At 44.4% G+C, this 26,613-nt stretch carries 25 protein-coding genes; 10 read left to right on the top strand and 15 right to left on the bottom strand.

Annotation, left to right across the window (positions count from 1 at the left end):
• Window positions 1-108 precede the first annotated feature (108 nt).
• A complete protein-coding gene (locus AB4375_RS01650) occupies window positions 109-2,043 on the top strand; it encodes an ATP-dependent DNA helicase RecQ (protein ID WP_017059916.1) in 1,935 nt (644 codons plus the stop codon).
• A gap of 65 nt (window positions 2,044-2,108) precedes the next feature.
• On the opposite strand, the gene dinB is transcribed toward AB4375_RS01650, so the two are convergent.
• Window positions 2,109-3,185, bottom strand: coding sequence for a DNA polymerase IV (gene dinB, locus AB4375_RS01655; protein ID WP_017071277.1), 1,077 nt, complete (start codon window positions 3,183-3,185; stop codon window positions 2,109-2,111).
• A 163-nt stretch (window positions 3,186-3,348) separates the two neighbouring features.
• On the opposite strand from dinB, the gene AB4375_RS01660 reads away from it, so the two are divergent.
• A complete protein-coding gene (locus AB4375_RS01660; protein ID WP_372050903.1) occupies window positions 3,349-4,587 on the top strand; it encodes a response regulator in 1,239 nt (412 codons plus the stop codon).
• A gap of 135 nt (window positions 4,588-4,722) precedes the next feature.
• On the opposite strand, the gene nqrM is transcribed toward AB4375_RS01660, so the two are convergent.
• From nqrM to bolA, 9 genes are all read right to left on the bottom strand, one after another.
• Window positions 4,723-4,977 carry a (Na+)-NQR maturation NqrM gene (gene nqrM / locus AB4375_RS01665; protein ID WP_009848378.1) on the bottom strand — a complete coding sequence of 85 codons (255 nt, stop codon included), beginning with the start codon at window positions 4,975-4,977 and terminating at the stop codon, window positions 4,723-4,725.
• 16 nt (window positions 4,978-4,993) lie between these two features.
• On the bottom strand, window positions 4,994-5,998 hold the full coding sequence (locus tag AB4375_RS01670) for an FAD:protein FMN transferase (protein ID WP_017059913.1): 1,005 nt from the start codon (window positions 5,996-5,998) through the stop codon (window positions 4,994-4,996).
• A gap of 174 nt (window positions 5,999-6,172) precedes the next feature.
• Window positions 6,173-7,399: an NADH:ubiquinone reductase (Na(+)-transporting) subunit F gene (gene nqrF, locus AB4375_RS01675; protein WP_008223085.1), complete on the bottom strand. Its 1,227-nt coding sequence runs from the start codon at window positions 7,397-7,399 to the stop codon at window positions 6,173-6,175.
• Between the two features lie 29 nt (window positions 7,400-7,428).
• On the bottom strand, window positions 7,429-8,025 hold the full coding sequence (gene nqrE, locus AB4375_RS01680) for an NADH:ubiquinone reductase (Na(+)-transporting) subunit E (RefSeq protein WP_009848375.1): 597 nt from the start codon (window positions 8,023-8,025) through the stop codon (window positions 7,429-7,431).
• A 7-nt stretch (window positions 8,026-8,032) separates the two neighbouring features.
• Window positions 8,033-8,665: an NADH:ubiquinone reductase (Na(+)-transporting) subunit D gene (locus tag AB4375_RS01685; RefSeq protein WP_008223083.1), complete on the bottom strand. Its 633-nt coding sequence runs from the start codon at window positions 8,663-8,665 to the stop codon at window positions 8,033-8,035.
• Window positions 8,665-9,432, bottom strand: a complete 768-nt coding sequence (locus AB4375_RS01690) for a Na(+)-translocating NADH-quinone reductase subunit C (RefSeq protein WP_017059911.1) — start codon at window positions 9,430-9,432, stop codon at window positions 8,665-8,667. Before AB4375_RS01690 ends, AB4375_RS01685 begins: the two co-directional genes overlap by 1 nt.
• Window positions 9,422-10,666 carry an NADH:ubiquinone reductase (Na(+)-transporting) subunit B gene (locus AB4375_RS01695; protein WP_017067139.1) on the bottom strand — a complete coding sequence of 415 codons (1,245 nt, stop codon included), beginning with the start codon at window positions 10,664-10,666 and terminating at the stop codon, window positions 9,422-9,424. Before AB4375_RS01695 ends, AB4375_RS01690 begins: the two co-directional genes overlap by 11 nt.
• Window positions 10,667-10,671: 5 nt before the next feature.
• Window positions 10,672-12,012 carry a Na(+)-translocating NADH-quinone reductase subunit A gene (locus AB4375_RS01700; protein WP_019823845.1) on the bottom strand — a complete coding sequence of 447 codons (1,341 nt, stop codon included), beginning with the start codon at window positions 12,010-12,012 and terminating at the stop codon, window positions 10,672-10,674.
• 521 nt (window positions 12,013-12,533) lie between these two features.
• The gene (gene bolA, locus AB4375_RS01705) at window positions 12,534-12,842 is read right to left on the bottom strand and encodes a transcriptional regulator BolA (protein ID WP_017064186.1); all 309 of its coding nucleotides are present in this window, start codon (window positions 12,840-12,842) and stop codon (window positions 12,534-12,536) included.
• A gap of 174 nt (window positions 12,843-13,016) precedes the next feature.
• Here bolA and AB4375_RS01710 point away from each other — a divergent pair, with 174 nt between their 5' ends.
• From AB4375_RS01710 to AB4375_RS01725, 4 genes are all read left to right on the top strand, one after another.
• Window positions 13,017-14,168 (top strand): methyltransferase, encoded by a 1,152-nt coding sequence (locus AB4375_RS01710; protein ID WP_017068516.1) that lies wholly within the window; start codon window positions 13,017-13,019, stop codon window positions 14,166-14,168.
• Between the two features lie 66 nt (window positions 14,169-14,234).
• Window positions 14,235-14,804 (top strand): YajG family lipoprotein, encoded by a 570-nt coding sequence (locus AB4375_RS01715; RefSeq protein ID WP_017059907.1) that lies wholly within the window; start codon window positions 14,235-14,237, stop codon window positions 14,802-14,804.
• Window positions 14,804-15,352 carry a peptidylprolyl isomerase gene (locus tag AB4375_RS01720; protein ID WP_017068517.1) on the top strand — a complete coding sequence of 183 codons (549 nt, stop codon included), beginning with the start codon at window positions 14,804-14,806 and terminating at the stop codon, window positions 15,350-15,352. The genes AB4375_RS01715 and AB4375_RS01720 overlap by 1 nt, the downstream gene beginning before the upstream one ends.
• Before the next feature lie 53 nt (window positions 15,353-15,405).
• The gene (locus AB4375_RS01725) at window positions 15,406-16,764 is read left to right on the top strand and encodes an AmpG family muropeptide MFS transporter (protein ID WP_017068518.1); all 1,359 of its coding nucleotides are present in this window, start codon (window positions 15,406-15,408) and stop codon (window positions 16,762-16,764) included.
• 77 nt (window positions 16,765-16,841) lie between these two features.
• Here the strand turns inward: AB4375_RS01725 and AB4375_RS01730 are convergent, their stop codons facing one another.
• Window positions 16,842-18,188: a DUF4397 domain-containing protein gene (locus AB4375_RS01730; RefSeq protein WP_372050904.1), complete on the bottom strand. Its 1,347-nt coding sequence runs from the start codon at window positions 18,186-18,188 to the stop codon at window positions 16,842-16,844.
• Between the two features lie 706 nt (window positions 18,189-18,894).
• On the opposite strand from AB4375_RS01730, the gene AB4375_RS01735 reads away from it, so the two are divergent.
• The 3 genes from AB4375_RS01735 to csdA all read left to right on the top strand — a co-directional run bounded on the left by AB4375_RS01735 (window position 18,895) and on the right by csdA (window position 21,931).
• Window positions 18,895-19,629, top strand: coding sequence for an outer membrane protein OmpK (locus tag AB4375_RS01735; RefSeq protein WP_372050946.1), 735 nt, complete (start codon window positions 18,895-18,897; stop codon window positions 19,627-19,629).
• 110 nt (window positions 19,630-19,739) lie between these two features.
• The gene (panE, locus tag AB4375_RS01740) at window positions 19,740-20,633 is read left to right on the top strand and encodes a 2-dehydropantoate 2-reductase (protein ID WP_171732574.1); all 894 of its coding nucleotides are present in this window, start codon (window positions 19,740-19,742) and stop codon (window positions 20,631-20,633) included.
• Window positions 20,634-20,719: 86 nt separating this feature from the next.
• On the top strand, window positions 20,720-21,931 hold the full coding sequence (gene csdA, locus AB4375_RS01745; RefSeq protein ID WP_372050905.1) for a cysteine desulfurase CsdA: 1,212 nt from the start codon (window positions 20,720-20,722) through the stop codon (window positions 21,929-21,931).
• Between the two features lie 69 nt (window positions 21,932-22,000).
• Here the strand turns inward: csdA and csdE are convergent, their stop codons facing one another.
• The 4 genes from csdE to AB4375_RS01765 all read right to left on the bottom strand — a co-directional run bounded on the left by csdE (window position 22,001) and on the right by AB4375_RS01765 (window position 25,057).
• Window positions 22,001-22,429, bottom strand: a complete 429-nt coding sequence (gene csdE, locus AB4375_RS01750) for a cysteine desulfurase sulfur acceptor subunit CsdE (protein ID WP_017059900.1) — start codon at window positions 22,427-22,429, stop codon at window positions 22,001-22,003.
• A 37-nt stretch (window positions 22,430-22,466) separates the two neighbouring features.
• On the bottom strand, window positions 22,467-23,276 hold the full coding sequence (tcdA, locus tag AB4375_RS01755) for a tRNA cyclic N6-threonylcarbamoyladenosine(37) synthase TcdA (protein ID WP_372050906.1): 810 nt from the start codon (window positions 23,274-23,276) through the stop codon (window positions 22,467-22,469).
• 113 nt (window positions 23,277-23,389) lie between these two features.
• Window positions 23,390-24,502, bottom strand: a complete 1,113-nt coding sequence (gene mltA / locus AB4375_RS01760; RefSeq protein ID WP_372050907.1) for a murein transglycosylase A — start codon at window positions 24,500-24,502, stop codon at window positions 23,390-23,392.
• 81 nt (window positions 24,503-24,583) lie between these two features.
• Complete coding sequence (locus AB4375_RS01765; RefSeq protein ID WP_017064193.1) at window positions 24,584-25,057, bottom strand: DUF2850 domain-containing protein; 474 nt, start codon at window positions 25,055-25,057, stop codon at window positions 24,584-24,586.
• Between the two features lie 161 nt (window positions 25,058-25,218).
• On the opposite strand from AB4375_RS01765, the gene argA reads away from it, so the two are divergent.
• Window positions 25,219-26,556: an amino-acid N-acetyltransferase gene (argA, locus tag AB4375_RS01770; protein WP_017065782.1), complete on the top strand. Its 1,338-nt coding sequence runs from the start codon at window positions 25,219-25,221 to the stop codon at window positions 26,554-26,556.
• Window positions 26,557-26,613 lie beyond the last annotated feature (57 nt).

Here is a 26,613-nt window from a genome sequence, read left to right on the forward strand (position 1 = left end):
AATTAGGTACAATCAGGTGCAAGACATTTGATTCATCAAGCGACGCTATCATGAATAGGCGCCCGCTTTAGCATCAATACGACACTTAATAACTCAGGTAGAACATAAATGATTGAGCAGAAGCTAAAACAAGTATTCGGATTCGACTCACTGCGCAATGGGCAAAAGCAAGTCATTGATAACGTTCTATCTGGTCACTCGACTGCCGCGATATTCCCGACAGGCTCAGGTAAATCGCTGTGCTATCAATTACCAGCATTAGAGTTACCGCACTTAACCTTGGTGATATCGCCACTGTTAGCCTTGATGAAAGACCAACTCGCTTTCCTGCACAGTAAAGGCATTAGCGCAGCGGCAATCGAATCAAGCCAAGACCGACAAACCACACAACAGGTTATGCAGTCAGTGCGTAACGGTGACACCAAGATCCTCATGATCTCCGTCGAGCGCTTGAAGAACGAACGCTTTCGTCAGTTTATCTCCCAAGTGTCGATCTCACTGCTTGTGGTCGATGAAGCGCACTGTATTTCAGAATGGGGACACAACTTCAGACCCGACTACCTGAAGCTTCCTCAATATCAAAAACAGCTCAATATTCCTCAGGTTCTACTACTGACAGCCACTGCGACTACAGCGGTTATCCAAGATATGAAGTCAAAGTTTGAAATTGATGAGGAGCGCGTTGTGGTTACGGGTTTCTATCGTCAAAATCTCGATCTGTCGATTCAACCTTGTGAACAAACCAGTAAGCTAGAAACCTTGTGCAATGTGGTTAACCAAGCTTCTCTCGCTCCGACTATTGTTTATGTCACCCTTCAACAAACGGCAGAGATGGTGGCTCAGCAGCTTCGCAATGCTGGCGTTAATGCAGTGGCTTACCATGCGGGTCTTAAGCCTGAAAATAGAGATGCTATTCAACACCAATTCATGAATGATGACGTGAGCTGTATCGTCGCAACTATCGCGTTTGGTATGGGCGTGGATAAGTCCAACATTCGCCGAGTGATTCACTTTGACTTACCAAAATCGATCGAAAACTACTCACAAGAGATCGGCAGAGCTGGTCGAGATGGGCAAGCGTCTGAATGTATTTTACTGGCTAACAAACACGGTTTAAGCACACTCGAGAACTTCGTTTTTGGTGATACGCCAGACAACATATCGATCCAAGCGGTATTAAAAGAGATCTACGAAAATCAAAACATTGGCGCTTCTGGCTCGAATCAATGGGAGATCATGCTTAATCAACTATCACGTGAATCCAACATTCGTCAGTTACCGCTAAAAACACTACTGGTGTATCTCGAAATTGAAGGTGTGATTGAGCCCAAGTACAGCTACTTCGCAGACTACAAATTTAAGTTCATTCGTCCGAAACAGCAGATCACAGAGCAATTTCAAAGTGAACGTCGTCAATTTGTCGAAGCGATTTTCCAATGCTCTCCTCAAGCAAGAGTGTGGTGCCAAGTCGACTTCGATGCGCTTTGGACACACTTCCAAGCCGATCGTCAGCGTGTGATTGCGGCTATCGACTACTTCAATGAACAAGGTTGGATTGAACTAGAAAGCAAGCAGATCACCGATGTCTACGCGATCCACAATACTTCCGAAGATATGATGCAACTGTCAGAGCGTCTAACTGAGTTGTTTAAAGCAAAAGAAAACAGCGAGATAAACCGCCTTAACCAAATGCTGAATTTCTTTGAGGCGGATACTTGCCTAAGCTCACGCCTTGCGAGTTATTTTGCCGATGATAAAGCACCAACAAACTGCGGTCACTGCTCTGTATGTCGAGGAGAAGTGGCAATCTTACCAACCGTTGATGTTGAACCTATCGATGATGAGACGGTGATGACATGGATACATGAGTTTATTTCGGCTAGCCAACAACTGATTACCGACGAGGCAATTACTCGCTTCTTATGTGGAATCGCCACCCCACTTTCAACCAAGCTTAAAGCCAGCAAAATGGTCGGCTACGGAAAGTTAGAGCAACAACCATTCAGTGATACCTTAGCGCGAGTGAAGCAGCTTCCTAGGTAACTCTTACCTATAAAAAAACCGACTAGGCTTTGAGGCTTAGTCGGTATTCATCTCACTCATTATCTTTAAAAGAAGCTCAGCTGACGCATCTGATCTTTAGGTTGTAGCATCACACTTAGGCCAAGCAGGCGTATCTCTCGTCCTTGCTGCCTTTTCAGTATTTCACTAAGCAGCTCTTTGAAGTGTTCACGATCGAGAGAGGCGTGGATGTGCTCAATCGTGGTTTGTTGAAAATCGGCGAACTTGAGCTTAATGCCCTGCTTGATGATCGCTTTGCTTGGACTAGCCTTTTCTAAGCGAGTCTCGAGTTCAGGAAATAGCTTGTCTTCGATTACCTGCCAACATTCAGCGTAAGTTGAAATATTTTGAGTGAAGGTGCGCTCTACGCCTACCGATTTTCGCTCGCGCTCGATGATAACTTCTCGATCATCAATGCCATGACTGCGCTTCCAGAGTGATGCACCTTGACGGCCAAACTTGAGTAGGAGGTCTCGATAGTCAGACTCTTTAATATCCTTACAAGTAAAGAAACCTGCTTGATGCAGCTTTTCAATGCTCACCTTGCCAACACCGGGAATCTTTTCAAGTGGTAGCTCATCGATCACTGATTGCACGTCTTGTGGAGGGATAACAAACTGACCATTGGGCTTATTCAGATCCGAGGCCACTTTCGCCAAGAATTTAATCGGTGCAATTCCTGCAGAAGCTGTCAGGTTCAGTTCGTTCCAGATATCACGGCGAATAGACTCGGCAATAAGTGTTGCTGAACCATGACACCGCTTAGAATCGGTGACATCAAGGAAAGCTTCATCCAAAGAAAGAGGTTCAATGATTGATGTGTATCGAGAGAAGATTTCGCGGATCTTTTTAGATATCTCGACATAGACCGACATTCTTCCCGGCACAACCAATAGATTAGGACAAAGCTGCAGGGCTTTTCCGGTCGGCATTGCAGAGCGAACACCAAACTTGCGGGCTTCGTAATTACAGGTACTCAAAACACCACGTTGCTTTTCATGCCCACCAACAGCTAACGGGCGATTTCGGTAAGCAGGGTTATCACGCATTTCTACAGCAGCGTAAAAACAATCCATATCAACATGAATTATTTTTCTTACTTTCTCTTCACCCGCACTACACATCTAGGAATCACTCGACCTTACAACTGTATCTATAAACAGTATAATCCAATTATTATCAGATTTAAAACGATCTCGAGTCCAGCTAAAGAGGTTTCTCTTCAATAGCCATGAGCTCTTCTGATACTATTGTTACGAGTATTTAGTCTATAAGTAGGGATCGCTTGTGAGTGAAAAAATACTAGTAGTGGAAGATAGCCGAGCATTTCGCAACTACCTGTACCAACAGCTGAAAAATAGCGGTTATGAGGTAGCAGTTGCTGAATCGATTGCAGAAGCAAAAAACATCTTGGAACAAGAAACGGATTTCTTGTGTGCAGTCCTCGACTACTGTTTACCTGACGGCCAAGACGGCGAGATCATTGATCTCGTCTTAGGCTATCAACAGAAAATCATTGTCCTGACCGGGATGTTCGACAATCAACTGCGAGAGCAAGTCCTAGCCAAAGGCGTTATCGATTACATACTTAAAGACAGTATGTCATCAGTAAGCTACCTACTTCCCCTGGTTCAAAGAATTTCGAATAATCGCCATCACAAAGCATTGGTTGTCGATGATTCAGCGGTCGTTCGCCGTTACATAGCTCAACTTCTAGAACACCAATATATCCAAACTATCCAAGCCGAAGATGGCGAAAAAGCATTAGAGCTCCTTCATAACGATCCCGATATTACGTTCGTTGTTACAGACCATGATATGCCGAAGAAAGACGGTATAGCGATGATCCGTGAGATACGACGCGATCACGACAGAAACCAGTTGGCTATTCTAGGGTTATCAGGCAGCGATGATCGCACCATGACAGCTCGATTCCTTAAAGCGGGGGCTAACGACTTCCTTTACAAGCCTTTTAACCAAGAAGAATTTTTTTGCCGTATCCATCAACTGCTTGATATGAAAGAAGCGGCCAACGAGCTATTTCGACATGCCAACGAGGATGCTCTTACTGGCTTATGGAACCGTCGTTACCTGTTCAATCAAATATGTAAAGGTTGTGATCAGCGCAGTATAGCCATGATGGATATCGACTTCTTCAAGAAAGTGAACGACACCTACGGTCACGATGGTGGTGATGCAGTCCTCGTGGAAGTCGGCAAGATCATCAAAGACCATTTTAAAGATGATGTTGCTGTACGCTTCGGTGGCGAAGAATTTTGTATTCAGTCGTGTGGTTCGTTTGAGAGCTTTGTTGACAACTTAGAGTCCATGAGAGAAGCCATTGAAAGCCATGTTGTTGAGCATGACTCTCAAAGAATCAAGGTCAGTATCAGTATCGGCGTAACCGATTTAGACGCGAAGCTAGATGAGCAGATCAAAGCCGCTGATGAGCTTCTTTATACGGCAAAAGAGCAAGGTAGAAACCAACTAGTGTTTGCGCGTAACAGCATGCAAATCGAACAATAGTCATTCGCCTCTGTTTCCATTTTTGGTATACCAAGATTAATTGCTAGACCTCAAAACTAAAAAAGCTCAAGACGATAATCTTGAGCTTTTCAATTTGAGGGCATAGATAACTCTATCCCCTATGACTGTCACCAATTAAGCGATACGGTCTTTACTCCAAGCCGCTTCTTTTTGTTGACGCTCAGCCAGCTTCTCTTCACGGTAAGCTTCACGTGCTTCACGCTTCTTACGCGCGTCACAAGGTTCAGGGCAGTTACATACTTTATCAATACCAACAGCACCCAAACCGCCACAGCTACCTTTCACAACTTTCTTTTGGATAATGTAGCCAATTGACATCGCTGCGATTACTGCAAGAAAAACACCAAATGTAATCAGAAATGTATTCATAATTATCTCGCTTACCTTATTTACCTAAGTATGGCTTAAATGCTTCAGAAGCAATTTCTTTAAAGCCATCTGCTGTTTTTACCACCATGAACACTGGGATGTTATGTTGGTTTGCGACTTCCATTCCTTTTTCCTCACCTAAGACCATAAGGCCCGTAGATAAGCCGTCTGCAGTCATTGAAGACGGGTTTAAAACAGTCACAGAAACCACTTTATGGTGAAGAGGCTTTCCTGTTTCAGGGTTGATGATGTGTGAGTAACGAACACCATCACGTTCAAAATAGTTACGGTAATCACCAGAGGTTGCGATAGCCATATCACCCGGCTCGATGATCTCTTGGATATTACGCTCATCAACGCTTGGTTTCTCAATCGCGATACGCCAGCCCACGTTCTCACGGTTTAAACCTTTCAGACGAATTTCGCCACCGACTTCGACCATGTAGTTGTGAATACCGATAGAATCAAGGTAGTCAGCGACGACGTCAACACCCCAACCTTTTGCAATCGTGGATAGATCGACATACAGGTTAGGTAGGTCTTTCTTCAACATGTTGCCTTCAACACTAAGATGATGGATACCAATCTTAGCCTTGCGAGCCGCCAGCTCTTCATCTGATGGCACAACTTCAGGACGAGCTTCAGGACCAAAACCCCATAAGTTAACTAACGGACCAACCGTTACATCCAGAGCTCCTTCAGTAAGACCATTCAAACGAATCGCTTCTTTCACAACCGTCGCTGTTTGCTCAGATACTTCGAACGCATCCGCACCTTTATGCTGGTTGAAACGGCTTAATTCGGAATCTTCACGGTAAGTCGACATCTGGTCGTTTACTTCTTCAAGTAGACGATCGATCTCTGTATGAACTTCATTAGACTCAGGAAATTCATCACCATTGATGTATTTAATATTGTAACTCGTGCCCATCGTTGGGCCACTCAAATGCACTTGCTCTCTTGACTGCTCACAGCCCGCAAGAAAAATCAAAGAAGTTAATGCAACAAGCCAAATTCTCACTTGCTTACTCCTGTCTAATGTTGAGGATTCATATAAGGAAAAATAAGAGTAAAAAATAGGTATTTTGAATGCCTTACTCTTTCTTATATAAGCCAGTATGTTGTCAAAAGCTGTCTTAGAAAAACAAATGGCTGACTCGTAGGAGTCAGCCATAATATCAATCACTTAAGTGGATTAACCACCGAAGTCATCTAGTAGGATGTTTTCATCTTCTACACCAAGATCTTTCAGCATGCCGATAACAGCAGCGTTCATCATCGGTGGACCACACATGTAGTACTCACAATCTTCAGGAGCTTCGTGATCCTTCAGGTAGTTTTCGTACAGTACGTTGTGGATGAAACCAGTGTAACCGTCCCAGTTGTCCTCTGGTTGAGGATCAGACAGTGCACAGTGCCACACGAAGTTTTCGTTTGCAGCCGCTAGGCCATCGAAATCTTCAATGTAGAACATCTCACGCTTAGAACGCGCGCCATACCAGTAAGACATCTTACGAGTAGACTTAAGACGCTTAAGTTGGTCGAAGATATGAGAACGCATAGGCGCCATACCTGCACCACCACCGATGAATACCATTTCATTGTCTGTGTCTTTAGCAAAGAACTCACCAAATGGACCAGAAATAGTACATTTGTCGCCTTCTTTAAGAGACCAGATGTATGAAGACATAACACCAGGAGCTACGTCAGGGTTGTTTGGCGGCGGAGTTGCGATACGCACGTTAAGCTTGATGATGCCTTTCTCTTCTGGGTATGAAGCCATAGAGTAAGCACGGATCGAATGCTCTTTAACGATAGACTCATAACGGAACAAGTTGAACTTATCCCAGTCACCACGGTATTCCTCAGGAATATCGTAATCTGCGTATTTCACGTGATGTGGTTCAGCTTCAATCTGAATGTAACCACCCGCGCGGAACGGAACTTCTTCACCTTCAGGGATCGCTAGAGCAAGTTCTTTGATGAAAGTAGCTTCGTTGTTATTCGAGATAACAGTACATTCCCACTTTTTAACACCAAAGATATCTTCGTCTAGTTCAATCTCCATGTCAGTTTTCATAGCAACTTGACATGCAAGACGTTCGCCTTCGCGAGCTTCGCCTTTTGTGATGTGATCAAGTTCAGTTGGTAGGATGTCGCCACCGCCAGACTTAACTTTTACACGACACTGACCACAAGAGCCACCGCCACCACAAGCAGAAGATACGAAGATACCAGCGCCAGCTAGGGCACCAAGTAGCTTGCTACCAGGTTGAGTAACGATCGCCTTTTCAGGGTCGCCGTTTACTGAAATAGTGATGTCACCTGATGGTACCAGCTTAGACTTAGCGAAAAGAATCACTAGTACTAGAGCCAATACAATAATGGTAAACATCGCTACGCCAAGAATAATGCTTTGCATTTGTTATTCCTTATTACTGGGTGCTTACCCTACAGTTGAACACCAGAGAAAGACATAAAGCCTAACGCCATCAGACCAACAGTAATGAACGTGATACCAAGGCCACGTAGACCTGGAGGTACGTCAGAGTACTTCATCTTCTCACGGATACCCGCAAGAGCAACGATAGCTAACATCCAACCCACACCAGAACCGAAGCCGTAAACAACAGATTCAGCAAAGTTGTAGTCACGAGTTACCATGAAAGATACACCACCAAAGATTGCACAGTTAACTGTGATCAGTGGAAGGAAGATACCTAGTGCGTTGTACAAAGGTGGGAAGAAACGGTCTAGAACCATCTCTAGGATTTGTACAAGTGCCGCGATAACACCGATGAATGCGATGAAGTTAAGGAAACTTAAATCGACACCTTCAACAAGCGCGTTTTCTTTTAGAATGTGTGTGTAAACAAGGTTGTTTACAGGAACAGCGATTGTAAGTACTACAACTACCGCAACACCAAGACCAAAAGAAGTTTTAACTTTCTTAGATACCGCTAGGAATGTACACATACCTAGGAAGAAAGAAAGCGCCATGTTTTCGATGAAAATCGATTTAACTAGCAGACTAATATAATGTTCCATGACTACCTTACCCCTTCGCTTCTACTTGTTCTGGTTTGAACACACGAATTGCCCAAATCAAGAAACCAATTAGGAAGAATGCAGAAGGTGCTAGAAGCATCAAGCCGTTTGGCTGATACCAACCACCGTTGCTCACTAGAGGTAGTACTTCCATACCAAATAGTTTGCCAGAGCCTAGAAGCTCACGGAAGAAACCAACAGTGATAAGAACGAAACCGTAACCAAGACCGTTACCAAGACCATCGATTAAAGACGGGATTGGCGCAGACTTCATTGCGAATGCTTCAGCACGACCCATTACAATACAGTTAGTAATGATTAGGCCAACGAATACAGATAGCTGCTTAGAGATATCGTATAGGTATGCTTTAAGCACTTGGTCTACCACGATTACTAGTGATGCGATAATTGCCATCTGAACGATGATACGCACACTGTTAGGAATGTGGTTACGGATCAAAGAAACGAAGAAGTTAGACAGAGCAGTAACGAACATTACCGCGATAGTCATAACAAATGCTGTTTCTAGCTTAGTGGTTACCGCAAGAGCAGAACACACACCAAGAACCTGTAGCGCGATTGGGTTGTTGTCCAACACCGGCGCTAAGATGCTCTTTTTAATTTCTTTTGCACTAGACATTAGTTCAGACCTCCGTCACGAACTTTTGCTAGGAACGGACCAAAGCCCATATCACCTAACCAGAAGTCAAATGTATGTTGAACACCAACGCTAGTCAGTGTTGCACCAGAAAGGCCATCTACACCGTGCTCAGAACCTTGAGGAGCGCCACCTTTAACAACCTGAATAGCAGGTTTGTGGTTTTCGTCGAATAATTTCTTACCAACGAATTGAGCGCGCCAAGATGGGTTCTCAACTTCACCACCAAGTCCAGGAGTTTCACCTTGCTCGTAGTAAGTGATACCAGAAACTGTGTTGCCATCAGTTTCTACCGCAACGAATGCGTACATCATTGACCATAGACCGTTACCGTGAACAGGGATGATAACTTTAGAAGTTTCAGCGCCATCTTTCACAAGGTATACAGTACCCGTGTTAGCACGACGAAGGATCTTAGCGATGTCATCTTCAGCTGAAAGCTTGATTGACTGAGCTGGATCTTTTGCCGCTTTACGTTGGTCGTATGCAGCAGCATCGCCGTCAACGAAATCGCCAGTAGCGAAATCAACTAGACGAGGTTCAATGTTCTCTGCGTACAGTTCAGGGATATTACCCGCAAGTTCAATGCCCGCAACTTCAAGGATCTTAGTTTGCTGATCCAGAACTGCGTTAGCTTGTTGCTTAGGTTTAAGAACAACTGCAGCTGTTGAAACGATGATTGAGCACACTAGGCTCAATGCGATAACAACAAACAGCGTCTTTTTAATGCTATCGTTATTACTTGCCATAGCGCGCTAGTCTCCGCTTAATGTTCTTCTCGATTACAACGTGGTCAAACAGAGGAGCAAATAGGTTTGCGAATAGAATCGCAAGCATCATGCCTTCTGGGTATGCAGGGTTAACTACACGAATCATTACACACATTGCGCCGATTAGGATGCCGTACCACCACTTACCTTTGTTGGTAAATGAAGCTGATACTGGGTCAGTCGCCATGAAGAACATACCGAATGCGAAGCCACCTAGAACTAGGTGCCAGTGCCAAGGCATGCTGAACATTGCGTTAGTATCAGAACCGATCACGTTAAACAGCGTAGACACAGCAATCATACCGATCATTACACCAGCAATGATTCGCCATGAAGCGATACGCATGTAAACGATCATCGCAGCACCGATCATAAGTGCTAGAGTCGATACTTCACCGATAGAACCTGGGATGTTACCAATGAATGCGTCCATCCAAGTGATTGCTTCACCAGATGTTACGTTCATTAGTGCGCTACCGCCGCCTTGAGCCCATTGGCTAAGAGCAGTTGCACCAGAGAAACCATCTGCAGCAGTCCAAACTACGTCACCTGAAATCTGTGCAGGGTATGCAAAGAATAGGAACGCACGGCCTGCAAGTGCAGGGTTCAGGAAGTTACGACCCGTACCACCGAAGATCTCTTTAGCGACTACAACACCGAAGGTAATACCTAGTGCTGCTTGCCATAGAGGAAGTGTTGGCGGAACGATAAGCGCGAATAAGATAGAAGTAACAAAGAAACCTTCGTTTACTTCGTGCTTACGCACCATACAGAACAGAACTTCCCAGAAACCACCAACGATGAATACCGTTGCGTAGATAGGTAGGAAGTAAGTCGCACCAAGTAGCATCTTGCTGCCAACACCTGCATCGGCTCCTAAGGAGGCTCCAAGCATTTCGGTTAGCCAGTAGTGCCAGTTACCACTGATAACAGATGCTAGTTCAGCACCTGCATACATATGGTTAAGTGCTGCGATAGCTTGGCCACCCGCGTTGTACATACCCCAGAACATTGCTGGGAATACCGCGAACCAAACCATGATCATGATACGTTTTAAATCAACGCTATCACGAACGTGCGAGCTTTTCTTTGTAATAAGACCTGGCGTGTAGAACACTGTCGCTGCTGCTTCGTAAAGCGCAAACCACTTCTCGTGTTTACCACCTGGCTCAAAATGATGCTCGATGTCTTCAAGAAACTTTTTAAGGCCCATGAAAATTACCCTTCCTTCTCAATCGTATCTAGGCATTCACGAAGTAGTTGACCGTACTCGTACTTACCTGGACATACAAAGGTACACAATGCTACATCTTCTTCGTCTAGCTCTAGCGCACCTAGTGCTTGAGCACTATCAATGTCGCCTGCACATAGATCACGAAGCAGCAATGTAGGTTCCATATCTAGAGGCATTACGCGCTCGTAGTTACCAATTGGAACCATTGAGCGGTCACTACCGTTTGTTGTCGTTGTCATGTTGAACAACTGACCTTTAAACAGGTGACCAAGGAATGAACGAGTAACAGAGAACTTGTTCTTACCAGGCATAGCCCAGCCGAATAGCTCTTTATCACGACCTTCACGTAGAACAGAAACTTGCTGATGGTAACGACCAAGGAAAGCATGTGGACCTGTTGCTTCAGTACCCGTAAGTACAGAACCAGAAATCACACGAACTTCGCCTGGCATTAACTCGCTGTCTGTCAACTCTTCAAGGCTAGCACCAATTTGAGTACGAACTAGACGTGGGTTGTTCACCACTGGACCAGCCAGAGAAACAACACGCTCAGAGTAAATCTCACCAGTAAGGAAAAGCTTACCGAATGCGATAACATCTTGGTAGTTAATGCTCCACGCTACATTTTGTGCATTTACCGGATATAGGTAATGCATATGCGTGCCTGCAAGACCTGCAGGGTGTGGGCCATCAAAAACATGTTCTTCAACGTTAGACTGAGCTGAACGAGGTAAGCTAGTACCTTTTTTACAAACGTACACTTTACCGTTAGTCAGAGTTGAAAGAAGATCTAAACCAGCAACGAAAGCATCAGACTGCTCGTTAATGATTAATTCTGGCTCAGCTGCTAGCGGATTAGTATCCATAGCAGTAACGAAAATAGCCTGAGTTTCAGAATCAACTGCTGGAACCTTGCTGAACGGACGAGTTCGCAAAGCGGTCCATGCGCCAGACTCAACTAACTGAGCTTTAACCGTTTCACGGTCAAGGCCTACTAGTTGGTTAGCTTCATAGCTATTGAACGTGATTTGCTCATTGCCTGCTACTTCAATCACTACTGATTGAAGAACACGCTTAGCACCACGGTTCACTTCAATAACTTTACCGCTTGCTGGAGAAGTAAATACAACACCTGGGTTCTTTTTATCTGCAAAAAGAACTTGGCCTTTCTTCACTTCATCACCAACGCGAGCATGCATCGTAGGACGCATACCAACGTACTCTTCGCCAAGCAAGGCGACTTTAGTGATGGACTTACCATCATTAATCACCTGGGATGGAGTTCCTGCGATAGGAAGATCCAAACCCTTCTTTATTGTAATCATACGCACTTGCACTACTTTATCGGGAAAAAGATTCTTTTAATTGCGTAAATTCGGGACGTTTTAAAATCGCCCTTAGACACGACATTACAGTGTCCGGTTTTGGTAAATTTGAGATACCAAAATCGCAACATTACATTAATAAATTCACCACAAAGATTATGTGAGATTTATCAGGTGCCGTATTCTAGCATTTTTTGACAACTTGATGCCATGACCAATAACTTGAATACGGCCTATATTTGGTGAGATTTGAAGCATATGGACTCTAAAATATGTATAAATTTGACGAGCCGCACAGATAAAATGGCTTTTGAATCGTGTTTTAAACAAGAGATTAATACTCTGTCACAAACTATTATTTTACGAGTTATGTTGAAACACTGTTAATAAAAACATTACTCATTGTAGGTATTTTTAGTCGTTCAAATTGCCATCAGTTTGAGTGATATAACAACGAAAAACACATAGGTTTGGCGACAAAAAAGGCGGCATCACCACCTTTTGTCAATATGCTCGCTGTGTTACTTGCCACCACCCATACACATAGGGCTGTCTGGCACGTTATCGAGCTGCTTCATCCATTCATCTTTTGTATAAGTGTGAATGGACAGTGCGTGAATATTATTCGCTAGCTCTTCTGAAAGAGCTTTATTTACCGCTCGATGACGAGCAATAAGACGCAATCCTTCAAACACATCACTGACAACAATCACTTTAAAATGACTCTCAGAACCGGCCGGAACATTGTGCATATAGCTCTCATTAACCACGTTTAAATGACTTGGTGAAAACTCATTGTGCAATTTTGTTTCGATAACTTCTTGGATCATTGTGATTCCTTAATAACGTATTGGCATTATCCGTGGGATGAGTATAAACCCTAAGCGGTCGACTGTCTGAGTATTTGATAGCGAATGGCGTAGGTTTGGTTGAGTTTTTTCTATCTTGTTCAGCCTGCATTTGAGACAATATCTTTGTTATTTCTTACATAAGTATCTCAAGCAATGAAAACCGAACTTACCCTTCACGATAGAACTTTAACCTTACATCGTTTCCCGAAACGTTCAAATGAAACCCTTCAAGCTTGGGATGCGGGCGACGAATACCTGATCAGTCATGTTGAAGAGATGAACCTCGAACCTGGCAAACACATCCTGATCATGAACGACAGCTTCGGTGCCCTATCCGCTTGGTTCTCGAAAGATCATGATGTCACTATGATGAGCGACTCATTTATCTCTCACCGTGGTGCCCTGAAAAACTTGCAGCGCAATCAAAGTAACCGAGTGAACTTCTTGAACACGATGGATGATATCCCACACGGTATCGATCTTGTGATCATGCAGCTGCCAAAAACAAATCGTCACCTAATCTGGCAATTGAGTCAGCTACGCCAAGCATTGCCTGAAGGCTGCCAAGTGATCGGCGTCAACAAGGTAAAAGAGATTCACACCTCTACGCTTAACCTGTTCGAAAAATACCTAGGCGAAACCAAAACATCACTAGCGAAGAAAAAACACCGCTTAGTCTTCTCATCTCCAAACTGCCAGCCAATTCAAACGGTAGAGCCTTTTGTTGAATGGGATGTAGACGGTGAAGATATCCGCCTGAAAAATTTACCAAATGTTTACTCAGGGGAAGCACTCGATCAAGGCGCTCGCTATATGCTAGAGCACATCCCACAAGATCCTGAGCTGCGTCATATCATCGATCTTGGTTGTGGCAACGGTGTATTGAGTGTAAAAGCAGGGCAATTGAACCCACAAGCCCGTATCACCTGTGTGGATGAAAGCTTTATGGCGGTGGAATCGGCGCGCCAAAACGTCAAAGATAACCTTGGTGAAGAAGGCAACTTCCAGTTCATCGCCAACAACTGTTTAGATGGCTTCAAGAAAAACAGCACCTACTTAGTGATGTGTAATCCTCCATTCCATCAGCAACAAGCGATTACGGATCACATTGCGTGGCAAATGTTCTGTGATGCAAAGCATGTTCTAAGCAATGGAGGCAAATTAATTGTTATTGGCAACCGACACCTCGGATACGATGTCAAACTAGCAAGACTATTTGGTGAAGCTAACGTTGAAACGCTTGAACTAAACCAAAAATTTGAGATATTACAAGCAACAAGAGAACCTGCGAATTTTAATAAATAAGCAGAAACGACTTCACAAGAATTTAAGATACCGAGCTTCTGGTGTGAATTTAGAAAGGATAAAGGAATGAAAAAACTGATTTTGGCTGCTTCTATTATGGCTTTGACAGCATGTTCAGCCCCTCAGCAAGAACAGATCAATGTAATGCCAGAAGCTTCACTAAGCTCAAGCAACCTTGTACAAGGCAAAACATACACACTAACCAGTAAAGATGTTCGTGCCGCTCAATATGTTGCATTGGTTGATAGTGGCCGTTCAAACATTCAGCCAATTCACGCTAAGCAAAACATGCGTATTTCTCTAGAAAATGCTGTTGCACAGCAGTTAGAGTCTCAAGGTTTTCGTGCGAGCGTAAACAGTGAAAACTCGATTGTTTTGGAGATTCAAGAAGCACTCGTTACCGTAGAGCACACCATTATGGAAAACAAAATGGACGGTAAAGTAACGCTTGAAGTTACCGCTGAAACGCCTGAAGGCAAACTAGTTAAAACATTCAACGGCACTGCAACACGCACTGGTGCATTGAGTGCATCTAACGACGACATCTCTATGGTTCTTAATGACGTGATCAACTTGGTTCTTACTGAGATCGCTAACGACCAAGAGCTACAAACTTACATGAAGGAACGTTTCTAATGGGTCGTATTTTATCTTCTATCGCATTAATGCTAGTGAGCGTAAGCGTTTGGGCTGGTCCTAAAGTAAACGTGGAAACAACATTAGGCGACTTCACAATTGAGCTAAACCAAGAACAAGCACCGGTTAGCGCGGAGAACTTCCTAAAATACGTTGCAGACGGCAGCTACGAAGGCACTATCTTCCACCGTGTTATCCCTGGTTTCATGGCACAAGGTGGCGGCTTCGATCAAGACATGAATCAACAAGCGACTTATGCTCCTATCAAGAATGAAGGCAGCAACGGCCTGAAGAACGATACAGCAACAATCGCTATGGCTCGTACTAATGCGCCAGATTCTGCAACTCGTCAGTTCTTCATTAACTTCTCTGATAATGATTTCTTGAACGCAAAAGGTGGTAACCCAGGCTACGCTGTATTTGGCAAAGTAACTGAAGGTTTTGATGTTGTTCAAAAGATGGCAACGATTCCAACCAAGCGAATGGGCCGCATGTCAGACATCCCAGTCGACCCAATCGTCATCACTAAAGTGACCCTTCTTAAGTAATCCAATCTAACGCCCTTATTTCTTAAGGGCGTTTTTCTATACAAGGACGCCCTATGTCATCAGGCACTCCCTCTCTTTCTTGGATGCAGACTTTTCGCAGCTACCTAGATAAACGTCTACTTTGGGTGTTTATGCTCGGCTGTTCGAGTGGCTTCCCATGGGTTCTTATTGGATCCAACATGTCTGGCTGGCTAAAAGATGCAGGTTTAACGCGTGCTGCCATTGGCTACTTTGGTAGTGTGTTTGCCGTGTATGCGATTAACTTTTTATGGGCACCATTGGTAGACCGAGTAAAACTGCCGGTGCTTCACGCAATACTCGGCCAGCGACGCAGTTGGATCTTTTTCTGCCAATCCATTGTTTTAATCGGTACCTTATTCATCGCAGGCGTCAATCCCGCAGAGAACTTGGCGTTTACTTCAATGTTGGCGCTCGCTATTGCCATTGCCTCAGCCACGCAAGACATCGCGATTGATGCATTTCGTATTGATACCTTCCCAAAATCCGAAGCATCAAAACTGCCGCAAGCTTCTGCAATGGCCGTAATTGGTTGGTGGACGGGGTATTCTCTACCAGGCTACCTTGCCTTTATTAACGCAGACTCAATCGGTTGGAATGGCGTGTATTACGGAATGGCAGGCGTCGTTGTCGTACTAATGCTGTTTACTCTTTTTGTCGGAGAGCCAAATACACAACGCGAAGCCCTGCAAGAACAGGCTCAGCAACGCCACAATAAGGTTGTCGGTTCGAAAGTCGTGGCTTGGTTCAGTGTTACCGTGTTAGAACCGTTTTATGACTTCTTCAAACGAAACGGAGTTCAAGTTGCCATCACCCTACTGCTGTTCGTATTCCTATTTAAGATAGGTGAAGCCTTCCTAGGTCGCATGTCGATCACCTTCTATAAAGAGATAGGTTTCAGTAACGAACAGATCGGCCACTATTCGAAGTTAATTGGTTGGGGCGCAACCATATTCTTCACTTTGGTAGGCAGCGTCTTCAATGTAAAATTCGGCATTGTACGCGGACTGATGATTGGCGGTGTTGCCATGGCAGCCAGTAATCTAATGTTTGCATGGATCGCTCAAGCAGGCCCAAGTGAAACACTGTTCTTGGCAACGATTATTGTCGATAACTTCACAACCGCCTTTTCGACAGTGGCATTCGTTTCCTTCTTAACGCTACTAACTGGGCAAGCTTTCTCGGCAACGCAATATGCCTTACTCGCATCCTTAGGTAACTTCGGTCGCACCACACTGGCTTCCTTCAGCGGTGAGTTGGTTGATTACCTCAATGACTGGTCAACCTTCTTTATACTTACTGCTCTCATGGTGATACCAAGTTTGATCATGCTCTATTCGTTGCGCCACTTTTTCACAGATTTACTAGAAAAAGCTAAAACCAACCACGAATAAGAGAAAAAGAAGACCGAATAGAAAGAGGGTAGCTTCACGCTACCCTCTTTACTTTGTCACTAATGATTTGGTAAGCGCTAGTCTGTTGTATCACTCACAATAAGGTTGAAGCCTATGCCAGCCGAATCGTCGATCGCAACAACTTGGTATACCACGCCATCAGCTAACATCGCCTGTGCTGAATTAACCGCTATTGTTGATGGGTCACCTGCAACGGTAATCGTTACGTAATAGGTTCCCGCTGCGACATAAATACCATTCACATAATCTTTAAATTTCACATCACTCAGCGCTGGAGTGCTGCCAGCAATACCCGTGTTCTCGGTCAAGTAAATATCTACCGAAGCTGCAATTGGGTTTGCCGCAGCATGGGTAATATTCAATACTGCGCTGGTCGCAACCGGGCGACGGTTTTCAGGAACTACCAAAGCTTCCAAATTCAATGGACTCACTGTGCCCACCGCGTAGATGCTGTAATCCATACCCGCAAATACAGCGACACCATCCGCATCAATCAGTGCATTAGTTGTAGTACCATCTGCAAAGATATCAATATCGTAGCTTCCGACAGCCAAATCGATAAAACCTCGGATTTCCTTGAACATCAAATCAGCTAAAGGCGCAAAAGCCGAACCATTTACAAATGGGTCTACGTCTGGAGCACCATCAACTAAATGTCCTACTCTGACTTCTGCCGTTTCTGCCATGTCGTAGATTAAAGATGAGCCCGAACCATCCATTACCATCAATTTAACAAGTGAAGCACTATTAGAATCTGCTCTTGGTACGGCTGCAATGGTCAGCTCGCTACCAGCAGGGAGAGTGATCTCTCCTGAATCAAACGCGATAGCACTACCGCTTACTGTTTCAAGTCTCACACGATATTGACCCGCAGGAATATTGAGCACATCGGTAAAATCTTTATAAGCCAACGTCCCCAACGGTGCACCCAATGGATCACTAGGACCTGTGACATACAAGTTTACATCGCCGACACCTGTTGCCGCATGGACTACTTGCACATCTAAACTTGAACTGGTTGCCGTGCCCGCAGCAGGACGAGTAACAACTAAAGCTTCTACAGGGTTATTGGAACCATCTGCATCGCCCACCACCATCACCGTGTAATCTAGGTCTTGGCTCAGGTTAAATTGGCTTTGAGGTATAACGGTTGCGACAGCCTCTCCGGGAAGTTGAACATCAACTTGCACTGAAGTCTGCCCTTCTGGCACTGAAGCGTACCCAGACGCTCGAGCATAATCGACACCAGTCCATCGAGCCTGACTGTTGACGATAACATTAGCTAAAGGAGCATCGGGTGATGCATGAACAGCTTGAAGTTGTGTAGTAGGTTCATCGTCATCATCACACCCAACAATGAAAAGGGCTGATATCGCTACAGCGAGTATAGGTGAATATTTCATCGGTCTTCTCTCCAAAAAAGTTAGACCAGTTCGTCACACAAATGATTAGTCCAATAACTAATCTTTAAAAAGTATTTCAAAATCTAGTGCAGTGAACTGTCTTTAATTCTCCGTGATTCAAAAAGTAGCTAGGTTCAAATCCCTAGGCAGTCATCACATGAGTTGTCCATCAATTGATTCCAACTCCACTACGCAGTTGGTCAAAAATAGATCAAAGACAAGATTGAAAGGAGGTTTGAATGAGTCATTTTTAAAGAGAAAACGCTTAGAAATGAATACTGTTGATTTTGATATGCATGTCACTCTAATTAGTAGAATCGTTTGCTTAGCACAGTATTTCACCTATTTATCCACAAAATAATCGAGTTTCACAAAATCAATAGAATTAGATGTGCATCAATATGCATTGCCACATTAAAGTTCCATCATTTAGATCATTAGTGTGATCAGCTTCACCTTAATAATTGTAATTTTCACTCCGTCTCACTTTTATTTGAGAACAAAATCGCTATTATGCTCGGCATTCGGACATCATAAACACGCACGGATTAGCGGGTTACTTATTTTAAACATAGAGAGTTCCATTATGCGTAAATCACTTTTAACTCTTGGCCTACTTGCAGCAGCATCTGCTCCAGTAATGGCAGCTGACTATACTGACGGCGATACTCACAAGAACGATTACAAATGGATGCAGTTCAACCTAATGGGCGCATTCGACGAGCTACCAGGTGAATCTTCACACGACTACATTGAAATGGAGTTTGGTGGCCGTTCAGGAATTTGGGAATTATATGGTTACGTTGATTTCTTTAATGTTCTAAATAATGACAGCAGTGACAAAGCTGGTTCTGACCGTATCTTTGCAAAATTTGCACCTCGTATGTCTCTAGATGGCCTTACAGGTAAAGACCTGTCTTTTGGCCCAGTAAAAGAGCTATACATCGCGAACCAAACTGTAATCAATGGCGGCGCTGAGTACTCTTTCGAGACTACTGAATTAGACCAAGACGGTAATCCTGTAGTTAAGTCCAATGAGCCTCTATACCAAACATTCATTGGTCTTGGTTCTGATGTAGAAGTGCCATGGTTAGGTAAAGTTGGTCTAAACCTATACGGTATGTACGATCTAAACGCTAAAGACTGGAATGGTTACCAAATTTCAGCTAACTGGTTCAAACCATTCTACTTCTTCGAAAATGGTTCATTTGTATCTTACCAAGGTTACATTGATTACCAATTTGGTGTTAACGATGATTTCGCTGCATTGAACTCTTCTCATGGTGGTCAAATGTACAACGGTCTTTACTGGCATAGCGATCGTTTTGCTCTAGGTTACGGTCTAAAAGCTTACAACGACGTATACGGCCTTAAAGATGGCGGTTTAGCTGGCAAAACTTCTGGCTTTGCTCATTACGTAGCAGCTACTTACAAGTTCTAATTGAACTTCTAAGAAAGTTTCCTAAATGGCACCCTCGGGTGCCATTTTTTATTGCTTTCATTTAATGCCTCGCTATCCTTGCAGCATCACTTTCTTATCTCGGTATTGCTGTGAACATCACTATTGTTGGGCCAGGGGCCATCGGCTCTTTATGGGCAATAAAACTGCTTCAAGCTGGTCATAATGTCTCTTTGTGGAGCCGTTCTTCCGACCACTCCATTGAGCTATCACTTGATGGACAACCCTCTCTCCCTATCAGTAACAACAATATCGAACGATTAGCCGCGAGTGATCTGGTTATCTTCACAGTCAAGGCTTGGCAAGTAGAAGAAGCCACCACTCCGTTACTTCAATATCTCGACTCTGACACCATTCTCATGTTCATGCATAACGGAATGGGCGCGGTCGACAACATTGCCACTCAAATTAATGCTCACCCGATAGTATTGGCAACCACGACCCAAGCAGCATTCAAACCTGATCGTAATAGTGTATCTCATACAGGAATAGGACAAACCCAGTTGGGTGCTTTTAACCAAACGGGTCAACAGTGCACGTTTTTGGTTGATGTATTGGATGATGCTCTCCCCACTGTGAGTTGGAACCCACAAATAGAAACCGCGCTTTGGGCTAAACTCGCCATCAATTGTGCTATCAATCCACTTACTGGGTTGGAACAAATCAAGAATGGTGAACTTGCAGACCAAAGGTTTGAGGGTATTTTAAGTTCTATCGTTGAAGAGCTCACACAAGTTATGCAGGCCGAAGAGATCGCTTGTTCATTCGACGGATTAGAAGCAAGTGTCAAGCAGGTCATCCAAGCCACGGCGCAGAACAACTCATCCATGAAGCAGGATATGTTTTACCAACGCAAGACAGAGATCGACTTCATCACTGGACACCTAATAAAAACAGCGCTTAAACATCAGATAGAAGTTCCTGTTAACCAAAAGCTGTTCAATCAGGTCAAAGAGCAAGAAAATAGCTGGAATCATCAAGATTAGTCAGCAACGGTCAACAAGTCGCGATAAAATAACAATACCGCTAAGCATAACGCTGGCACCAATTTCCAAGATTTAGGTAAGAATAGATGCTTGATATCAATCACATCCGAGAGCAGTTTCCTGCGCTATCACAAACCATCAATCAACAACCATTGATTTACTTAGACAGCGCGGCAACGACACAAAAACCTCAGGTAGTTATTGATGCCATTAGCCAATATTACTCCAAACAAAATGCCAATGTTCACCGTGGTAGCCATAGCTTAACAGCGAACGCGACCAGTCAGTTTGAAGCTGCCAGAGATAAGGTCGCTCAGTTTATCGGTGCAAGCTCTTCAAAAGAGATCATCTGGACTCGCGGTGCAACCGAAGCGCTCAATTTAATTGCTCAAACTTACGCAAGAAGTATTCTTCAGCCTGGCGATGAGATCTTAGTGAGTGAAATGGAGCATCACGCTAACATAGTTCCTTGGCAAATTGTGGCAGAACAAACCGGGGCTAAAGTCGTTAAAGTACCGATGACACCGGATTGCGAATTTGACCTAGTCGCGTTTGATACGCTTTTAAATGAACGAACCAAGATTGTTGCATTAGCTCAGGTAACCAACGTAACGGGTTCTCGTCAGCCAATTGAAGCTGTCATAGAAAAAGCACACAAGATGAATGCGATTGTTGTGGTCGATGGCGCGCAAGGCATCGTCCATGAGCCTATTGATGTTGCAGCTTTAGGTGCGGATTTCTACGTATTCTCTGGACACAAGCTCTATGCCCCTGCGGGCATCGGTGTGCTTTACGGCAAGCTTGAATTGTTAGAAGCGATGCCACCTTGGCATGGTGGTGGCAAAATGGTCGAGCGCGTCTCTTTCTCTGGCACTACTTTTTCAGAACTGCCTGGCAAATTCGAAGCGGGCACGCCAAATGTGGCAGGAGCCATAGCACTAAGCACCGCAATAGAATGGTTAAGTGGTTTTGTACAACAAGATGTCGAAAATCATATCCACCAACTACAACACGAGACTTATCTTGCTCTCAGTAAACAGGATGACATTCAGATTTTAGGGTATCAACCTAACGCAAGTGTGATTACTTTTGTGATGGATGGTGTTCACCATCAAGATATAGCGACTCTACTGGATCAGCAAGGTATCGCAGTACGTGCAGGACATCATTGTGCTCACCCATTAATGGATGCACTTAATGTGAAAGGAACGGTTCGAATTTCATTTGGTATTTACAACAACATGGATGATGTTGAAAAGCTCGTAGCTGCGATAGAAAAAGCCGTTGATATGCTTTAGGGAGTAGCGAAATTACTTAGGGTTGGCGTTTAACGTCAACCCTTTTTGCTTCTGTGTATCAAGGAGATATTAAGCACTTAGCTCTTGGATTTGAGCAACAATCGCTTTTAATCCATTACCGCGAGATGGGCTAAGGTGGGTAATTAGACCGATTTGTTCAAAGTAACCATCAATATCGAACGCTTGAACCTGCTCTGATGTTTTTCCATCATACGCAGCCATCACTAATGCAATCAGACCGCGCACAATACGAGCATCAGAATCAGCACAAAAGTGCCAAACACCGTCGATATTTTGAGAAACCAACCACACTTGGCTTTCACAGCCAGAGACAATCACCTGCTCACTTTTCAGTTCATCAGGCATCGTTGGCAGTTTCTTACCCCATTGAATCACTTGGCGATAACGGTCTTCCCAGCCGCTGAATGTCTGCATCTTCGCGACGATATCATCACTGGTAATTTCAGTGCCGAATGGAGAGCTTGGGAATGTGGTCATTTTAATATCCAGTCGATTGTTAATTGAGTAAAAGACGTTACTTAGCGTGCTTTTGAATCAGCTTTTCAACGATACGCGAAACAGCTACAAAACCAAACGTCGCCGTTACAACTGTTGCCGCACCAAAACCCGTCGAACAATCCATACGTTTTGGACCTTCTGCTGTCGCTTTCGCAGCACAGACACTGCCGTCAGCTTGAGGGTATTTCAGCTGTTCAGTTGAGAACACACAATCGATACCAAACTTACGTGCTGGATTCTTAGGGAAATTATGATGACGACGAAGGGTATCTTTTAGCTTCTTCGCGAGCGGATCTTGAATCGTCTTCGTCAGATCAGCCACTTTGATTTGAGTCGGATCGATTTGACCACCCGCACCACCAGTGGTGATCACCTTAATTTTGTTGCTACGACAATATGCCAACAGTGAAGCCTTAGCTTTCATGCTGTCAATCGCATCTAATACAAAGTCGAACTCTTTCGACAGGTATTCAGCCTGATTGTCTGGGCCGATGAAGTCGTCAATCAGGTTAACTTTACACTCAGGGTTAATCAGCTTAACGCGCTCTGCCATCACTTCAATTTTGCTTTTACCAACGGTACCCGACATTGCGTGGATCTGACGGTTGATGTTGGTCACACACACATCATCCATATCGATCAAAGTCAGCTCACCTAAACCAGTACGAGCAAGCGCTTCAACAGCCCATGAACCTACACCGCCAATACCGATCACGCACACGTGTGCAGCTCTAAGTATGTCGACTTCACTATTGCCATATAGGCGACGAGTGCCACCAAATCGTTGGTCATAGTTTTCTGAAGCTGGAGTGGTCAATTCACGCATTGTTGCCGCCAATTTATTTCTGAGAAAAAGAAAAGAGTGCGTTTTATACGCACTCTTGAATAAAAAGTCTAGGGGATTAGCGATTCGCTTTCAATGCCCTATTTTATTGTAGCTTACTCAACCTTTTCAGGAGGCAAAGCCCAAGGCGCTTCAGTTGCGCTGCCATCTAAACCGAGCTTCCACACACGACCAAAATGCTTGTAATGGCCCGCTTCTGTACCCGCTCGAGGGCCCATGCCGTGGTAAAGGTCCAAATGGTTTTGCTTAACCGCGCCGCCCGTATCCAAAACCAATAGCAGTCTTAGTTGATGAGCGCCGCTCCAAGTACCATCAGCATTCAGTAGTGGAACCTCAGCAAGAATCGGCGTCCCCATAGGCAAGATAGAGCGATCGCCCGCAACCGCCGCCATAGGTAATAGAGGAATGCCCGCGCTACCCATCACAGATAGGTCGTCTCTCGCTTCAAAAAACACGAAAGATGGGTTTTGCTCAAGCAGCTCTTTGACCACTTCAGGAGCGTTTGCCAATACCCACTCTTTGATTGCTTTTAGCGACATTTTTTCGCGTGGAACTAAGCCTCGTTCAATCAGAACACGGCCAATGCTCACATAAGCTTTATTGTTCTTACCCGCGTAGGCGAAATACTGCAGCGTGTCATCATCACCGAAGTGTACAAATCCACTGCCCTGTACTTCCATCATAAATGGGTCGATACGGTTTGCTGAGTAACCTAACTCAAGGCCCTGACCTTCTAGTGCGCCGTTGTAAATCTCTTGGCGTGTTGGACACTCTTTACCACACTCAGGAAGCCCGTAAACAGGGTAACGATATTCTTCATTCGCTTCGTGGCGCAGCTCCATCACAGGAGAAAAGTAGCCCGTGAACAAAACATTGCCCTGCTTATCTCCACCACCAAGCTGAGCCGTTTGAACACCAAAGTTTGCGAGTTCACTTGGATCACCACTTAGCATCGCCCACTCATTAAGTTGCTTGTATAGCGGCTCGTAGATTTTCGCCATCGATGGTGATCGAGACACAACCATCTCAGCTTGCTCAGCAAATGCCGTGTAATCTCTTGGTTTATTAGACTCCACTACATCGACCTTATTTAAGGTGCGAGGAAATTCATCATCAAGGTGTTGTTGAGCGAGATCGGTGGGTTGGGCACAGCCAAATAAAACAGAGGCTGCGACAAGGGGAAGCCATTTTTTAATCACAAGAGTCATCCTAAAAATTCTATGCATCGAGGATGACAAAAACAGTCAGATAACACAATCTTAGATTGTAAGAGTTTACAAGAAGATAACCTATCGGACGGAGTTATCGATATGGCCCTTAAGGCGGAAGATGGGATTGTAGTGACTGTCAGAATCGAGCACCATTTCTGTATTGTCAGAATTGGTCATGCGGAAGCGATAGGTTTTATCACCCGCCTTGTATTCAAAGTAGTTTCCATCAAAGTCAAAGCTCGTCGAAACAACAGACCCACGAACTGACACACCATTAGCATTCAGAACAAACTCATCGGTCGCATAATGTGCAACATCTTGCTCTATCCAAGTGCCGTATATCAGATTGTCGGGCGTCGCCGCATTTTGCACTCGGGAAAGCACATCGCCGAACAAAGAAACCACCGCAAACGAACCCACTAAGGCTAGAACCATTAAACAACGTTCAATGATCTTACGCTTCAACTTAGATTGATTGCGCTGATCAGCTTCGCTGTAGAGACCTTTGGTTATCTCATCGATTTTGTTCTTTGTTGCTGGAGCTTGTTGCATTCGGTGACTACTCATAAGGATGCTATGCGCATTCTACACTGAGACAGTTTATATATTGAAGCCTAGATAAGAATAGTTTGCGCTTTATTCCAAAAAGGTGTTGTTTACATTTGAATTTAAATGCTAAATTATCGAATAAATAAACAAAATGGACTTGTTCTGTGAAATTAAGAAGTACAGCGCTAGTAAAAGGTTTCAGACAATCAACCCCTTACGTAAATGCTCACCGTGGCAAAACCATGGTCATTATGCTGGGAGGCGAAGCCGTTGCCGACAGGAACTTTGGTAACATTATTAGTGATATAGCCTTGCTCCACAGCCTTGGAGTAAAGATTGTTCTCGTTCACGGGGCAAGACCGCAGATCAACCAATTGCTCGCCAAGCAAGATTGCCATACGCCTTATCACAAGAATATTAGGGTCACTGATGAATATTCTTTGGGCGTCGCTATGCAGGCTGCTGGACAGCTTCAACTTGCCATCACCGCACGTCTTTCAATGAGCTTAAACAACACGCCGATGGCGGGTACTCAACTCAATGTTATGAGTGGTAACTTCATTACGGCTCAACCGCTTGGCGTGGATGACGGTACGGATTATTGCCACAGCGGGCGTATTCGTCGAATCGATATCGAAGGGATCAATCGCACGCTTGACCAAGGTTCAATTGTACTGCTTGGCCCTATTGCCAGCTCCGTGACAGGCGAAAGCTTTAACCTACTTTCTGAAGAGGTCGCTACCCAAGTTGCTATTCGTCTAAAGGCCGACAAGCTGATTGGCTTCTGCTCCGAACAAGGGGTAACAGATGAACGCGGTAACGTGCTCGCCGAACTCTTCCCTAAAGATGCCAAGCAAATTCTAGAACGATTAACGGAATCTCAAAATCCTGCCGAAGACATGAGCACAGGAACACTGCGCTTCTTGAAAGGAGCGATCTCCGCTTGTCGAGCTGGTGTGCCTCGTTGTCATCTAATCAGCTACAAGGTAGATGGCGCATTAATCCAAGAGTTGTTCTCTTTTGACGGTATTGGAACCCAAGTGGTCATGGCTAGTGCCGAGCAAGTAAGACAAGCTCAGATTGACGATATTGGTGGCATATTTGACCTTATTCGTCCTTTGGAAGAACAAGGCATTCTCGTTCGTCGCTCAAGAGAACAATTGGAACAAGAGATTCACCGCTTTACGATTATCGAAAAAGACGGGCTGATTATCGGTTGCGCAGCGCTTTACGCATACCCGGAAGATCATATGGCGGAGATGGCGTGCGTGGCGATTCACCCTGACTATCGCGATGGAAACCGTGGGCAATTGTTGCTGGATTACATGCGTCACCAATCAAAATCTCGTGATATCGACCAGATTTTTGTCCTTACTACGCACAGCCTTCACTGGTTCCGTGAACAGGGTTTTTACGAGATAGCGGTTGATGAATTACCGATGGAAAAACAAGGGTTATATAACTATCAGAGAAACTCAAAGATCTTGGCGCTCAACGTATAAATAAAATTTTGGAGCACAATCTCACTTCGACAGAAAAATAATTGCAAATGTAATCGT

It is taken from the genome of Vibrio sp. 10N.261.51.C6 (genome assembly GCF_041471785.1).
Taxonomy (GTDB): Bacteria; Pseudomonadota; Gammaproteobacteria; order Enterobacterales; family Vibrionaceae; genus Vibrio; species Vibrio crassostreae_C.